Origin of the sequence: Paenibacillus tritici, from assembly GCF_018207515.1 — a bacterium.
GTDB classification, from domain to species: domain Bacteria; phylum Bacillota; class Bacilli; order Paenibacillales; family Paenibacillaceae; genus Paenibacillus_AQ; species Paenibacillus_AQ tritici.
This window is the reverse complement of the sequence record NZ_CP073365.1, coordinates 4,911,261-4,925,788: the sequence shown is the minus strand read 5'-3', so window position 1 is coordinate 4,925,788 and position 14,528 is coordinate 4,911,261. Positions and strand designations below refer to the sequence as shown.

The 14,528-nt window shown below is 53.1% G+C and carries 12 protein-coding genes; 11 read left to right on the top strand and 1 reads right to left on the bottom strand.

The annotated features are described in order from the left end of the window. Positions 1-21: 21 nt before the first annotated feature. The 9 genes from KDC22_RS21395 (at position 22) to KDC22_RS21355 (ending at position 8,421) form a co-directional block, all read left to right on the top strand. Positions 22-999 (top strand): ABC transporter ATP-binding protein, encoded by a 978-nt coding sequence (locus KDC22_RS21395; protein ID WP_211720252.1) that lies wholly within the window; start codon positions 22-24, stop codon positions 997-999. Then, on the top strand, positions 996-1,958 hold the full coding sequence (locus KDC22_RS21390) for an ABC transporter ATP-binding protein (RefSeq protein ID WP_173129368.1): 963 nt from the start codon (positions 996-998) through the stop codon (positions 1,956-1,958). Before KDC22_RS21395 ends, KDC22_RS21390 begins: the two co-directional genes overlap by 4 nt. A gap of 404 nt (positions 1,959-2,362) precedes the next feature. Then, positions 2,363-3,373: an acyltransferase family protein gene (locus tag KDC22_RS21385; RefSeq protein ID WP_211720251.1), complete on the top strand. Its 1,011-nt coding sequence runs from the start codon at positions 2,363-2,365 to the stop codon at positions 3,371-3,373. 89 nt (positions 3,374-3,462) lie between these two features. Continuing rightward, on the top strand, positions 3,463-3,888 hold the full coding sequence (locus KDC22_RS21380; RefSeq protein WP_173129361.1) for a hypothetical protein: 426 nt from the start codon (positions 3,463-3,465) through the stop codon (positions 3,886-3,888). 184 nt (positions 3,889-4,072) lie between these two features. Next, positions 4,073-5,263 (top strand): D-alanyl-D-alanine carboxypeptidase family protein, encoded by a 1,191-nt coding sequence (locus KDC22_RS21375; RefSeq protein ID WP_173130145.1) that lies wholly within the window; start codon positions 4,073-4,075, stop codon positions 5,261-5,263. A gap of 173 nt (positions 5,264-5,436) precedes the next feature. Further along, the gene (gene spoIIAA, locus KDC22_RS21370) at positions 5,437-5,790 is read left to right on the top strand and encodes an anti-sigma F factor antagonist (protein ID WP_173129358.1); all 354 of its coding nucleotides are present in this window, start codon (positions 5,437-5,439) and stop codon (positions 5,788-5,790) included. After that, a complete protein-coding gene (gene spoIIAB / locus KDC22_RS21365; protein WP_173129355.1) occupies positions 5,787-6,242 on the top strand; it encodes an anti-sigma F factor in 456 nt (151 codons plus the stop codon). The genes spoIIAA and spoIIAB overlap by 4 nt, the downstream gene beginning before the upstream one ends. Before the next feature lie 11 nt (positions 6,243-6,253). Then, entirely contained in the window at positions 6,254-7,009 is a 756-nt protein-coding gene (sigF, locus tag KDC22_RS21360) for an RNA polymerase sporulation sigma factor SigF (protein WP_173129352.1), read from the top strand. Positions 7,010-7,863: 854 nt separating this feature from the next. Further along, the gene (locus KDC22_RS21355; RefSeq protein ID WP_211720250.1) at positions 7,864-8,421 is read left to right on the top strand and encodes an RNA 2'-phosphotransferase; all 558 of its coding nucleotides are present in this window, start codon (positions 7,864-7,866) and stop codon (positions 8,419-8,421) included. Positions 8,422-8,633: 212 nt separating this feature from the next. Here the strand turns inward: KDC22_RS21355 and KDC22_RS21350 are convergent, their stop codons facing one another. Beyond that, positions 8,634-10,793, bottom strand: coding sequence for a YDG domain-containing protein (locus tag KDC22_RS21350; protein WP_211720249.1), 2,160 nt, complete (start codon positions 10,791-10,793; stop codon positions 8,634-8,636). A 336-nt stretch (positions 10,794-11,129) separates the two neighbouring features. On the opposite strand from KDC22_RS21350, the gene KDC22_RS21345 reads away from it, so the two are divergent. After that, entirely contained in the window at positions 11,130-12,725 is a 1,596-nt protein-coding gene (locus KDC22_RS21345; protein WP_211720248.1) for a sigma-70 family RNA polymerase sigma factor, read from the top strand. A 1,001-nt stretch (positions 12,726-13,726) separates the two neighbouring features. Next, on the top strand, positions 13,727-14,455 hold the full coding sequence (locus KDC22_RS21340) for a metallophosphoesterase family protein (RefSeq protein ID WP_246552814.1): 729 nt from the start codon (positions 13,727-13,729) through the stop codon (positions 14,453-14,455). Positions 14,456-14,528 lie beyond the last annotated feature (73 nt).

The window sequence follows — 14,528 nt, the reverse complement described above, 5'->3', positions numbered from 1 at the left end:
GATATTTAAGGAGGGGCAATCATGACAGAACTGCTGGAAGTATCAGGGCTATGCACCGAATTTCAGACAGCGGCGGGTACAATCCGTGCGGTGGACGGCATCAGTCTGTCAGTGCGCAAAGGAGAGACGCTGGGCATTGTAGGCGAATCCGGCTGCGGCAAAAGCATTACCTCACTCTCGATCATGCAGCTGCTGCCTAAGCGGATCAGCCGGATTGCTTCCGGCCATATCCGTTTTGAAGGCAAGGATATGCTGGAGATGTCGATGAATGAGGTGCGGAATATCCGGGGGAACCGGATTGCGATGATTTTTCAGGAGCCCATGACCTCGCTGAATCCGGTGTTCAAGATCGGCCGCCAGATCTCCGAATCCGCACGCTACCATCTGAAGCTGAGCAAGAAGGAGGCGGCTGAGCGGGCGGTGGAGATGCTGCGCAAGGTGGGGATTCCCCGGCCGGAAAAAATTGCGCAGCAGTATGCCCATCAGCTCTCCGGCGGGATGCGGCAGCGGGTTATGATTGCAATGGCGATGGTCTGTAATCCCCAGCTGCTGATTGCCGATGAGCCTACTACGGCGCTGGATGTGACGATTCAGGCGCAGATCCTCGATCTGATGCGGGATCTGCAAAAGAATGAAGGCATGTCGATTCTGATGATCACGCATGATCTGGGCGTCGTTGCCGAGATGTGTGACCGGGTTGTCATTATGTATGCCGGTCAGATCGTCGAGGAGACGGATGTGGCTACTCTGTACAGCAATCCGCTGCATCCTTACACCCGCGGGCTGCTGGCTTCCCTGCCCCAGCTTGCGGGAGACGAGGAGCGGCTCAGCTCGATCCCGGGGCAGGTGCCTAATCCGGCCAACCTGCCGTCCGGCTGCCGGTTCGCGCCGCGTTGCCCGGTAGCGGTGGACCGCTGCCGGGAGCAGCTTCCGGAGCTGCTAGAGGTGCAGCCGGGCCATATATGCCGCTGTATCCTGCAGCAGGAGGGGGTATTATGACCACATTACTGGAAGTCCGCAATCTGAAGAAGCATTATCCCGTCCGCAAAGGCTTCTTCTCGAAGCAGGTCGGTGCTGTAAAAGCCGTGGACGGCATTACGTTATCCGTGGAGCAAGGGGAGACCCTTGCTGTGGTCGGCGAATCCGGCTGCGGGAAATCCACGACCGGCCGGGCCATCCTGCGGCTCATCGAGCCGACGGAAGGCGAGATTATATTCGGCGGCACCGATGTGCGCAGCCTGAATACCGAGCAGTTGCGCCGGTTCCGTACGGATATGCAAATGGTGTTCCAGGACCCCTATGCTTCACTCGACCCCCGCTGGACGGTCCAGCGTATTCTGGAGGAGCCGCTCCGTACCCACGGTTCTGCTCCCGCCGGTGAGCTGACAAGCAGGGTCGAGCAGCTGATGGAGGTGGTGGGCTTGTCCCCCTATCAGGCCCACCGCTATCCCCATGAATTCTCCGGCGGCCAGCGGCAGCGGATCGGGATCGCCCGGGCGCTTGCGCTGAATCCGAAATTCATTGTCTGCGATGAGCCGGTATCTGCCCTCGATGTCTCCATCCAGGCCCAGGTGCTGAATCTGATGCAGGATCTGCAGGAGCAATACGGCCTTACCTATATGTTCATTTCCCATGATCTGTCAGTCGTCAAATTCATCAGCGACCGCGTGGCCGTGATGTATCTTGGGCGGATTGTCGAGCTGGCGCCGACCAAGGAGCTGTTCGCCAAGCCGCTGCATCCGTATACACAGGCATTAATGTCAGCCGTTCCGGTGCCGAATCCGGGACTGAAGAAGCAGCGCATCGTTCTGAGCGGGGATGTTCCGAACCCGGAGACGCCGCCTACGGGCTGTGCCTTCCATCCCCGCTGTCCGTATGCGATGGACCGCTGCAAGTCAGAGGCTCCAGTGCTGCGGGAGCTGGGTCCGGGCCATCAGGCGGCCTGCCATTTGTATTAATCATAGTTGCAGTGACTAGGGCCATCCGGCAGCGGGTGGCCCTTTGCTTGTATCGGATACGAAAACAAACATTAACGGAAAACCAAACACAATTGGACTGGGTGCACCGCGTAGATCAAATGTAATCGAAAAACTGAACACAATTGGACTGGGTGCACCGCGTAGGTCAAATGTAATCGGAAAACCGAACCGTACCGCAGACTTTAGCCCTATTGAGAAGCCCGGATGGGGCAGTGTCCCACGTCTAGGAACAACGTCTTATTTTTGCAGAGTGTTCCGCGTTGTTAAGTGAATTTACTTTCAGGAATACCGATGAAATTTTTCATGTAAGTTTGAAAAGAAAAATAAACCCTTCTATAATTGTATTAAATTAAAACTGATTTGGGAGGAGATGGGAGGAGAACGTGAACAAACCACGACAATTATGGATTGATGCCGCCAAGGGATTCAGTATTATATTTGTAGTAATGGGCCACTCCGGCGATGCGGCAGCGAATCATTATCTGTCCTGGTTCCGGATGCCTTTGTTCTTCATGCTGAGCGGACTGGTATTTAAGCCGGTTGAACCTGGACGGTATTTGGGCTGGGCGGCCAAACGGACCAAGGGGCTGATGACTCCCTATTTTGCCTACGGACTCCTGATTGCTTCCGTGCTGCTGCTGTTCAACTTCAGTGTACGGGGATTCGCCGAGAATGTAGCGAGACTGCTCTACGGGGGATTGTCGCTCACGGGCCCTTACGGGGTGTTCTGGTTCATCACCTGCCTGCTGTTCACCCAGCTGCTCTTCGGATACATTGTCCGTTATTCCCGCCGCACGCAATTTCTCCTGATCGCTTCTGCTTACCTCCTGTCACATCTCATCTCCCTGACTGCGCTCAGGAACTTCAATCTTCCCTGGAATGCAGATGTGTCCCTGCTCGCCATTACTTATTATGCGATCGGATTCTACGGCAAACAGGTGATCCCTGCGCTGATCCGCCGCTATTCGGCGTTGCCGGTGCTTCTTCCGCTATGTGCTCTTGTGCTGCTGCTGGAGCGGTCAGGTGTGCTTCACTACAGCCTGAATATGAAATACAAGGAATATACTTCCCTGCTGCTCGATCTGGCCGTGCCGCTGCTCATCTCATTGACGATCTGCGCTGCGGTGTACCGTCTCTCGAAGCTTGTTCCGCTGGACTGGATGGGCAGCCTGGGACGTAACTCCATTGCGATCATGTACCTGCATTTGCCGTTGAATTACGGGCTCAAATATCTCCTCGGGGCGGATTACGGGCTGTTGCCCTTTACGCTGATTGGAGTGGGGGTGCCGCTGCTGGCCGCCAATTGGGCGGTGCGTTCTCCTTTATTGTCCAGACTCTATCTGGGGCATAAGGGCGGCAGCCGTCCGGCCGTGAATTATAGCAACGCACGCTAAAAAATAGGTGAAACTAGTGATAGAAATGCACAAGCTCTTTTTCATATCTTTCATATACTTTAGTAGAATATGAAAAGGAGTGATAACGCATGGTCAAAACACTTTTGGATTATAACGCATCCGTAGTTACACCTATTACTAACGGGGTCTCCATCCCCGTCCCTATTTCTCCGGCAGGTATACAGATTGCAGGAACATCGGTTTATATTGATCCCGCAGTTCCAGGACATTTCCCCAATAAGGTTGAACTGAAAGCCACCATCGGCGTGGATGTTACGCTGGATACGCCCAATGTGCTGGTCCGCATCTGGCGGGCAGGCACCGAAATCTTCTATGCACGGGTAGAGCTGGAGGAGACTTTCAATGATGACGGCATTATTTCGCTGCATATGGTAGATATCAATGTCCCGGCCGGTGTCCAGAACTATCAGCTGATTGTAGAGAACCAGGATGTCGGCTCCGTTGCTACAGTGGTGGGACCTGTTATTTTCAGCGCTTTGGCTATCGGCGGCTAAGCTATTCATAGCCTTACCGGAAAGGGGCTTTCTCAAGTATCTGTGAAGATACCGGGGGAAGCCCTTTTTTTTGTGCGTGAAATGGAATAATTTCCTGCCTTTCTGACGAAACTGGAACACAGTACCTGTGAAATGAAGGTTAATGTTCAGGAGGGGAACTATTGTGAGGAAAATTCGTTATATTATGCTTGTGCTGTGCATCGCTGTATCGGTTTTGGGAGGAGCAACAGGAGCCTGGGCGGAGGAAAAAGCCAAAGGCACCGCTAATTCCGGCAATGCCGGAGGGGCTGCCGCTGCTGAACTGGCGCCGGGGGCGCGTTCTGCCATTCTCATGGATGCCGATACAGGCACCGTTATCTACGAGAAGAACAGCCATGATAAACTTCCGCCGGCCAGTATTACCAAGATTATGACGATGCTGCTGACCGTGGAGGCGCTGGACGAAGGCAAGCTGCAGCTCACCGACAAAGTACGGACCAGTGAGTATGCGGCGTCGATGGGCGGTTCGCAGATTTTTCTGGAGCCGGGTGAAGAAATGACGGTAGACGATATGCTGAAGGGTATCGCGATGGCCTCCGGCAATGACGCTTCTGTAGCCATGGCGGAGAAAATCGCCGGCTCGGAGAGCGCCTTTGTGGATCTGATGAACCAGAAGGCCGAGGCCTTGGGCCTCAAAGATACTCACTTCGCCAACTGCAACGGCCTGCCGGCTGCGAATCATTATTCCTCCGCGCATGACATTGCCGTAATTAGCCGGGAGCTGCTGAAGCATGAGCAGATTATCAAATACACCGGCTCTTATCAGGATTACCTGCGCAAGGATTCACCCAAGCCGTTCTGGCTCGTCAATACGAACAAGCTGGTGCGGTTCTATACAGGGGCTGACGGTCTGAAGACAGGCTATACCTCTGAAGCGAAGTTCTGCCTGTCCGCGACAGCGGCCCGGGACGGACTGCGTGCTGTGGCGGTGGTGCTGGGCGAGCCGAACACCAAAACCCGCAACAGTGAAGTATCGGCGATGTTCGACTACCTCTTTTCCCAATATAAATTGCATACGATTCACAAGGAAGGCGACACCATCGGTACGGTAAGGATCGAGAAGGGCGTGAAGACGCAATTGCCGCTGGTGGCGAAGGAGAACTATAGTGTGCTGCTCCGCAAAGGAATTACCCAGGAGGGTATCCGTCATGAGCTGGTGCTGGATGAGCATGTGAAGGCTCCGGTGGCCGAAGGCCAGACGGTCGGCAAGCTGGTAGTCTACCAGGGAACCGGTATTCTGAAGGAATATGAGCTGAAGGCAGGCGAAACAGTAGCCAAGGCAGGCTGGTGGAAGCTGTTCAAGCGGGCAACGGGCTCTATGTTTACGAATGATTAATTTCTTGCATTTTGTAGATTGATCGCGTGCTTTGTGTAAGTTCTTAGGGGTTTTCTTCTAGTTTTGTCGTGAGGCAGGAATCCTCAATTGCGGTGTAGAAACCTTGTCCTTGTAGGGGAAAGTTAAAAAGTTACAGGGCGGTTGTCCAAGCAACGAAGAGGAGAGTGGCAAGTATGAATTCTCATGTGGAGATGGAGCATCACCGGGGTGTGCTGATTGTCCGGTTGTCCGGGGAACTGGATCATCACGCAGCCGATTATGTACGTATGGATATGGATGAAGCAATAATGCGGGGCCAGGTGGAGCATCTGATCCTCAGTCTGAGAGACCTGCAGTTCATGGACAGCTCAGGGCTGGGTGTCATTCTCGGAAGGTACAAGCTGATCCGCAGCAAGGGCGGAAAAATGGCAGTCTGCGATGCCACCGCACCCGTGAAGCGCCTGCTGGAAATGTCGGGCCTGTTCAAAATCATGCCCCTATATGACGACGAGAGCGCCGCACTCTCGGATTTGGAGGTTGCGTTATGACTAGTAGCGAAGCTCGTAACTTCATGAGTGTCCAGTTTGCCGCACTGTCGGAGAATGAATCGTTCGCACGTGTAGTGGTGGCTGCGTTTGTCTCCCGGCTCGATCCGACGATGGAGGAGCTGAATGACCTGAAAACCGTAGTCTCTGAGGCGGTTACCAACTGTATTATCCACGGATATGACAGTGATCCCTCAGGCGTTGTCACGATATCCGCTTCCCTTGACAATGAGACCGTACATCTGACCATTGAGGATCAGGGCCGGGGGATTGAGGATCTGGAGCTGGCCCAGCAGCCGCTGTATACCTCGAAGCCGGAGCTGGAGCGGTCGGGTATGGGGTTCACCATTATGGAGAACTTCATGGATGAATTCGAGGTCACCAGCGAGCCGGGACGCGGGACCTCCATCTCGATGAAGAAAACCATCGTTTCGAAAAAAGCTTTATACAATTAGGGGTTGGAGCCATGGATGCAGGGTCAAAAAAAGCTCCGCCGACCTATTTGGACGATGCGGAGGTCAAACGTCTAATCGCACTCAGTCAGGCCGGGGACCATACGGCCCGCGATACGCTGGTGAATTGCAATATCCGACTCGTCTGGTCGGTGGTACAGCGGTTTATGAACCGCGGATATGAACCGGATGATTTGTTCCAGATCGGCTGTATCGGGCTGCTGAAGTCCGTTGATAAATTCGACCTCAGCTATGAGGTCAAGTTCTCCACCTATGCGGTGCCGATGATTATCGGCGAGATCCAGCGCTTCCTCCGCGATGACGGCACGCTCAAGGTCAGCCGCTCGCTGAAGGAAATGGCCAACAAGGTGCGCAAGATGAAGGATGAGATGTCCAAGACACTCGACCGTCTGCCGACCATCGGTGAAGTGGCCGAAGCGCTGGGCGTGACACCCGAAGAAATCGTCTTCGCCCAAGAGGCCAACAAGCCGCCGACCTCCATTCACGAGACCGTCTTCGAGAACGACGGCGATCCGATCACGCTGATCGACCAGATTGCCGACGAGTCGCAGGAGCGCTGGTTCGACAAGCTGGCCTTGAACGAGGCCATCGGTGCCTTGACCGAGCGGGAGCGCCTGATCGTATACCTGCGTTATTACCGCGATCAGACCCAGTCCGAAGTCGCCAGCCGCCTTGGCATCTCGCAGGTGCAGGTGTCGCGGCTGGAGAAGAAGATCCTCGCGAACATCCGGGAGCAGATTGCGCAGTAGCGCGGGTGCGGCGGTCGGATGCAGCAGTAGAGCGAAGGTAGCGGTGCAGCGGTCAAGCACCCTCTGCTGGCGGTAGCCACCGGAGGGCAGGATTACCAGTAAGGTTTGAGCGTGATTCAAGTATGTGATGTACAGTGACGGGTGCAAGGAACGGCAAGGTGTATGTGAAGCAGCAGGGACCGCCCCTTCCGGGGCGGTTTTTTGCGCGTAAAGAATAGACGCGTGAAGTGAATTGATATGTTCACACTCATACTTACACTCACACGATCAATTATCCTTCTATTTCTGATGATCGAAACAAACTTTTGGCGATCCGAACAAACTCTCGCTGATCCGAACAAATCAGAGGTTATGAGATCCGGGAATAGATGGATTTCCTCCACTTACTGATGGGGAATAGAGGCCTGCTACAACAGCAGTTGGAAAAATGGCACTTAAATTCGCCCATTTCACCCGAAGTCACGAAAACGAATAAATTAGATGCTGTTTTTCCACTTGCTTCGGTCCATTCCGGAAAAAGGAGTAAATTAAGATACACTTTTCCACTTACTGTAACTGATAGCTGCACCTGTAACCGAAAGTTGCAACTGCTGTAACTGATAGCTGCACCTGTAACCGAAAGTTGCAACTGCTGTAACTGGTAGCAGCACCTGTAACTGATAGCTGTAACTGCTGTAACCGAAACCTGTAACTGAATTTCAAGCCGCCCCGCTTACAAAAGGATCATTAATGGCCTTCTCAGTGTTATGTCTCAGTGTTATGTTGGCATCGTAATATGTGATACACTCTTAAACATACGTAATCATATAGGTTGTTTTTGGCACCAATAAGACATTTTAGTGAGGGGACTGGCCATGGATTATTCAAAGCTCAGTAAAGAGGTTTCTTATGCGCTGCGTCATGCGCCTTGGGAATATGAACTGGAATTAGATCCTGAGGGCTTCGTAGAGATCGGACAGTTGCTCAATGCCTTGCACCTTGATCAGCAGTGGAACTCCGTTACGGCTGAGGATCTGGCTAAGATGATAGAAGCATCGGCTAAACAACGGCATGAGATGGTGGAAGGCAAGATCAGGGCGCTGTACGGCCACTCTGTGCCCCAGAAGATCGCCAAGAAGAATGAGACTCCGCCCCCGGTACTGTATCACGGGACTGCCAGACAATGGGTGGAGACGATTCTGCATGAAGGCCTGAAACCGATGAAGAGGCAGTACGTTCATTTCTCGGTGGACACGGATACAGCAAAACTGGTTGGTGCACGAAAGGATTCCAGACCTGTAATCTTAACCATTGATGCCGGGCGTGCAGCAGCTGAAGGGATTAAATTCTACCACGGCAATCATAATATCTGGTTAGCAGACTACATCCCCCCGGAATTCATCCCAGACCCACAGCCGTCCGTACCGAGATGAAATTTATCCTGATCCCCAGCGCAGCTCCGCTGCACGGATGCTCTTTATTACCGTATTTGCTTCCCAACCACAAAAAGCGTCCCAGCCAGCCATTCAACGGCTCGCGGGACGCTTTTATTTAAATATAATTTACAGAAACGGTACCGCGTCCTTCAAAAGGCTGGCGAGGCTGCTTCCGTTCACCCGTGTATTCCTTGTTACTTCCTATTGACCTAAGGTGCTACAATCACACCCGTAGAGATCATATCATTCCCCGGTGCCCGATAGTTGCCGGCATCGTTGCCGGATAAGGTGTAGACCACGGTGATAAGTTTGCCGCTCCCCGCAGCAGCATCGCTATAGGTGGCTGTTGCGCTGACCGTTACATCATCCCCCGGAATAATTCCGTTTAGCGTGCCCGGAGTGACTTGAGCGGATCTGGTTCCATCAAAGAGCTTGGACTCCGTGATAACTGGTGCGGTAATGTTCAACTGCAATGCAGTGATGATACCGGTACTTATAGTATAGCTGGCAGGCGGATAGTAGTTGCCCGCATCTAACCCCGTCAGGGAATAGGAGATGGTAATGAGTTTGTTCACGCCTACGTTGGCATCGCTATAGGTGCCCGCAGCATGTACAGTTACATCATCCCCAGGGAAAATGCCGGTAACCGCACCGGCAGTCACCGCCGCCGCCGTAGTTCCGTCATAGACTCTGGTCCGGGTGATCTGATCACGGTCAATCTCTCCAGTGGTGACCACGTAGTTCACAGGTGCAATATAATTCCCTGCGTCGGCTCCGCTTAGTGTATAGACTACAGTTATCGTCTTATTCATACCCACTGCGGAGGTATCATAATTGGCAATTGCGCTCACACTGACATCATCCCCGAAGACTATCCCGATGAGCTGGCCTGGGGTTACCGCCGCTGCCGTAGTTCCATCCTTGAACTTCGCCAAGGTCAAATCAGGGGTCTCGATAGTCAACTGATTGAGCGTGATACTTCCCGTATTTACGATAGTTGGAGTGGGCGCAATATAACTCGCTGCCTGTGCTCCGCTTAAGGTATAGATCACGGTGATCGCCTTGTTCACCCCAAGTGCTGCGCTGTCGTAGGAAGCAGAGGCATGGACTTCGACTTCGTCACCGCTCAGTATACCAAGCGGCGAAGCCGCCGTTACTGCTGCTGTAGCTGTGCCATCATAGATTTTGGACTCTGTCAAGGAGACAGGGAGACCTATGGTCAGTTCAATTGCTGTAAGCTCAATTGTGCTGGAAGGGGCCGAAATATTGCCGGAGCTGTCTACAGCGTACAGCACATAATCATCGGCGGGCAGGCCCTGCGTGTTCAGTGAAGAGTAGACGGAGGCGGTTACTGCAAGCTTTTTACCTTGAGCAGCAAGGACGGAATTCTCCAAGCCCGCCGTGGTCACAGTCACAGTGGCAGGAACAAGATACAAATAACCCGCTTCATTGCTTGTGCCATAGACATTATCTCCGACAGAAACCGCTCCATGAGTTACGCTGGTTAGCAGAGGGGCGGAGGTATCTCCCGGATCTACCGGTTCTGGTGTGGGTGCCGGTGTCGCTATAGGAGTAGGTTCCGGTACTGTTGTAGGTATTGGTGTAGGAGTAGGCGTTGGGAGAGAAGGCTCGTATACGTTGTATACAGGTGTAGGAGTGGCAGTGGGGGTAGCTGTAGGACTGGCTGTAGGAGAAGCTGTCGCCGAAGGCGTGCCCGCATCGTCAATGCCCGGGGTACTGGAAGGGGCGGCCTCAATGGCCTTGGTCCGTGTCAAGGAGACTACCGCTTCCGCGCGGGTGATATCTCTGCCGGGTCTGAAGCTGTTATCCTCGGAATACCCTTTCATGACTCCTGTAGAGGTAACTGCATGTACAGAGCTTAAGGCCCACGGAGCAATCTCCCTGGAATCGGAGAAAAGAGTACCGGTCTTCCCTGCATCCAGCTTCAATAACCGGTTGATGATTACAGCAGCCTCTTGCCTGCTGATGGTCTTGCCGCTGCCGATTGTACCATCGGAGTACCCTTTGATATATCCTGCTTTCACTGCTTTGGCAACCTCGGCATAGGCCCAGTTGCTTGAAGAGAGATCCTTATAGGAGACAGGAGCAGCTTCAGTGAAGCCGAAGGCACGGTTAATCAGCGCCATGAATTCTGCTCTTTTCAGACTATTATCCGGCTTGAAGCTGCCGTCGGCGTATCCCTGAATGAACCCTTTGTCCATCCAATCCGTAATTTCGTCCTGTGCCCAGTGGCCTGTAATGCCTGTTAGTGAAGGTGCTGCACTGACCGTGGCGGTTCCTGCTGAAGTGTAAAGTGCAGTAACGATCATTAGAGTGGAGAGAAAAAGCTTGCCGGGTGTATGATTCAATGTTGCGCCTCCTGAAATTGGTTTTGTCTCCGGTGAATAAGGCCATGGGGTGTGCTAAAGATCCTCCCGGCAGCAGTTTTGGCCTGTACAATCTTGCTAAATGAAATAATAGTATCATAATCTATTAAAAATTAATCGAATTAAATTTAATTAATGTAAATTAAATTTACCAAAATATAAACCTGCCACTGGTCAATAAATAAAGGGAGGGTGGAGGGGATCGACGGTTCCAGCTGCGGGACAAAATCGTGATAAAATCATGTAACCTTTTGCCTCCGGAAGGGCACTTATTATTAGAACCATCTAAAACATACAGAAATGAGGTTCGGGAGACCTATGCTGCAGTGGATTGAAGAAGCGCAGAAGGGAAATGCCGAGGCATTCCGGGAGCTTAGCGGGCATGTCCGGGGGATGGCTTACGTTGTGGCCTATGACATGCTTGGAGATGTACAGCTTGCTGAAGACGCGGTGCAGGAAGCGTTCCTTGAGGCCTATATGAACCTTGGCAGCCTGCAGGAGCCGGCGGCGTTTCCGGGATGGTTCAAAACGATTGTAGTCAGGCAGTGTCACCGGCAGCTGAGGCGTGAGCGCCTGGCACTTCTGCCTATGGAGGCTGCTGCACATGTCGCGGAGTCTACTCCCGGCGTTGCGGAAATTGCCGAACGCAAAGAATGGACCCGGGTGCTGCACAGCTCCGTGGCAGAGTTATCCGCTAAGCTGCGGGTACCGCTGCAGTTGTTCTATTTCTACGGCTATTCGCTTCAGGAGATTTCCGTGTATTTGGGAATACCGCCAGGGACGCTGAAGAAACGGCTGCACGACGGCAGACGCAAGCTGAAGGGGGCTTTTCCCGTTGCTGATCTTGCCGCTGCATTTCATCTGTTACAAGAGGGAGGACAACGTATGCTGCATATTGTGAATGGGGATTCGGTTGGAGATAAGCTGAAGCAGGGGATTGTCCAGGGAGATGTGCTCGTCTGGAGGGAAATCTATTCGGCCGGGCCGATATTCATAGATCTGTCCTCAGAGCAGGAGCGGCGGGTGCGGGCGGAGGTTCTGGAGGCCACACTGGGCATTCCGGCGGCTGAGTATATGACAGGATGTGCGGAGCAGGAGCGGATTGTCGGCGGATTCCACGGTTATGATGAGGTGGTGCTGTGGTTCGAGCATGATCTGTTTGACCAGAGTATGCTGGCCTATCTGCTGCATTGGTTCAAGGGGCGCAAGCTTGGCCGCACCAAGCTGAGTCTGCTCTGCATCGGCGAATTCCCTGGAATTGAGCCGTTCCATGGTCTGGGACAGCTTACGAAGGATCAGCTTAGCACCTTGTCCGGGACCTGGCAGAACCTTGGCAAGAAGGAGCTTCAGCTCGGGAGCCTGCTGTGGGAGGCTTACGCCTCAGCAGATCCCGGGAAGCTGGCAGCATTGCTGGAGGAGAGAAGGGATGAGCTTGGGGAGGGTGCGCTTTCTTTTGCCTATGATGCCTTCAAGGCCCATCTCTCACGGCTGCCTTCGGTAGAGAACGGCCTCGGTATTGTTGAGCAGACAACCCTTCAAGCTGTAGCGGACGGAGTGGATACACCGCTTAAGCTGTTCCGCCAGGTTACGGATGAACTGCACCGGCTGGGGATGGGCGATACTGAATATTGGAAAGTTCTGCGCACACTGACGGCCGGGGAGCATCCGCTGCTGGTGATTGATGGTACGGCAGAAGTGACAGACTACAGGGAAGTACCTGAATTCCTGAGCCGCCCGGTTATGCTGACTCCGCTTGGAGAGCAGGTGTTGGCCGGAAACGCTGACCGGGTAAAAGTACAAGGAGTAGACGAATGGTATGGTGGCCTGCATATGCAGGGGCATGAGGCGTCATGGCGCTGGGACAGCACTGCCGGGCGGCCTGTGCACAACCATACTTCCACACAAACGGAATAGTGCGATGTCCAAATAGAGCGATGTCCAAATAGAGCGATATCCAAATAGTGCAATATCCAAAGAGGTTTCCCGGCTAATTCGAAGCTGGGGAGCTTCTTTGGTGTTTGGGTGGGGATAGAAAATTGGACCCTTATGGAACACTCATAAGTATACATGGGATAGTCTGGAAACAGCCTTCACCCCATTCATTCCATAGTGAAAACTCTGGGCACAGGCTGGGCAGGCGATACGAGGAAATCAAAGGGAGAAATCCCTCTGATTCCTCCGGAAGTAAGAGATGCGAGGAAATCAAAGGGAGAAATCCCTCTGATTCCTCCGGAAGCAGGAGATACGAGTAAATCAAAGGGAATAATCCCTCTGATTCCTCCAGAGTAAGGGATTTGTACACCTCAGGCAGTGGTCGGCGAGGAGGAGCAAAAGTGCCCCTCATTCTGCCAAAAGTAGTCGGTGGTCGAACAGGAGGAGCAAAAGTGCACCTCATTCTGCTAAAAGTGGTCGGTGGTCGGCGAGGAGGAGCAAAAGTGCACCTCATTCTGCCAAAAGTGAGCGGAGGTAGGCTAGGAGGAGCAAAAGTGCCCCTCATTCAGCCAAAAGTGGGCAGCGGTCGACCAAGAGGAGCAAAAGTGCACCTCATCCTGCCAAAAGTGGGCAGCGGTCGACCAAGAGGAGCAAAAGTGCACCTCATCCTGCCAAAAGTGGGCGGAGGTCAGCCAGGAGGAGCAAAAGTGCCCCTCATTCAGCCAAAAGTGGGCAGCGGTCGACCAAGAGGAGCAAAAGTGCACCTCATTCTGCCAAATTGGTCAGAGGTCCTCAGTTTCCATACAAACCACATCCGCCGCAAGCCAAATAACATGCAAAAAACAGCCTGCAAACATACCTTCAGCAGTCGGCCCATACGCAAATTCAGCAGCCGGACCATGCAGAGCTCCGCTTTTATAAGTATAATGATTACTCTGAGCCTAAGAAATCTAAGCAGAGGGGGAGCGGCTATCCGAACATTAGTGATCAGTGACATTCATGGCTGTGTACAGGAATTCAACCTGCTGCTGCGCAGGGCCAATTACAGACCCGCCGAGGATCAGTTAATTCTGCTGGGCGACTATGTGGACAGAGGGCCGGATAGCAGAGCGGTGGTTGAGCAGGTGAAACGTCTCGCCGAAGACCATGGAGCCATCGTATTGCGGGGTAATCATGACCAGATGGCGTGCGATGCGCTGACGGGGGAAGATGATAAGCGGGATACCCACTGGATGACGGGCGGGGGCTTCCATACCCTGCTGAGTTATTGCGGAGGCCGGGAGTCGGTCCTGCTGCACCCGGATTCCGGCTGGAAGGATTACGCGGAGATAAAGGAATATATGCGCAGTGAATATAAAGAGCATTTGGAATTCTTAAGCTCGCTGCCTTTCTATTATGAGACGGACACCCATCTGTTCGTACATGCCGGGATCGATCCTTCGCTTGCGGACTGGAGGAGCCAGCGGGAGTATGATTTTATATGGATACGTGAGCCCTTCTATAATCATCCCGTGACTTCTACTGTGAAGACGGTCGTATTCGGACATACCTCTACACTCGATTTGCAGGATGGGGCAGGTGTCTGGTTCAGCCCGCTCGGGGATAAGATTGGAATAGACGGCGGCTGCGTATATGGGGAACAATTGAACTGCCTGGAGATTCATGAAACCGGGTATAAGACCTATTCCGTCCGGTTCGGCGAGCGTGACTGACTAAGGCGGCGGAGTCGTAAGGGTGAAATCCGGGATATAATTGGTTATAATTGGAATATCAAATCCAGAGTCC

Bases quoted from the DNA above. Each gene is read 5' to 3' on its own strand.
- spoIIAA (WP_173129358.1), top strand. From the start codon at position 5,437: ATGAATTCTCATGTGGAGATGGAGCATCACCGGGGTGTGCTGATTGTC.
- KDC22_RS21395 (WP_211720252.1), top strand. From the start codon at position 22: ATGACAGAACTGCTGGAAGTATCAGGGCTATGCACCGAATTTCAGACA.
- KDC22_RS21390 (WP_173129368.1), top strand. From the start codon at position 996: ATGACCACATTACTGGAAGTCCGCAATCTGAAGAAGCATTATCCCGTC.
- spoIIAB (WP_173129355.1), top strand. From the start codon at position 5,787: ATGACTAGTAGCGAAGCTCGTAACTTCATGAGTGTCCAGTTTGCCGCA.
- KDC22_RS21375 (WP_173130145.1), top strand. From the start codon at position 4,073: ATGCTTGTGCTGTGCATCGCTGTATCGGTTTTGGGAGGAGCAACAGGA.
- KDC22_RS21345 (WP_211720248.1), top strand. From the start codon at position 11,130: ATGCTGCAGTGGATTGAAGAAGCGCAGAAGGGAAATGCCGAGGCATTC.
- KDC22_RS21380 (WP_173129361.1), top strand. From the start codon at position 3,463: ATGGTCAAAACACTTTTGGATTATAACGCATCCGTAGTTACACCTATT.
- KDC22_RS21355 (WP_211720250.1), top strand. From the start codon at position 7,864: ATGGATTATTCAAAGCTCAGTAAAGAGGTTTCTTATGCGCTGCGTCAT.
- sigF (WP_173129352.1), top strand. From the start codon at position 6,254: ATGGATGCAGGGTCAAAAAAAGCTCCGCCGACCTATTTGGACGATGCG.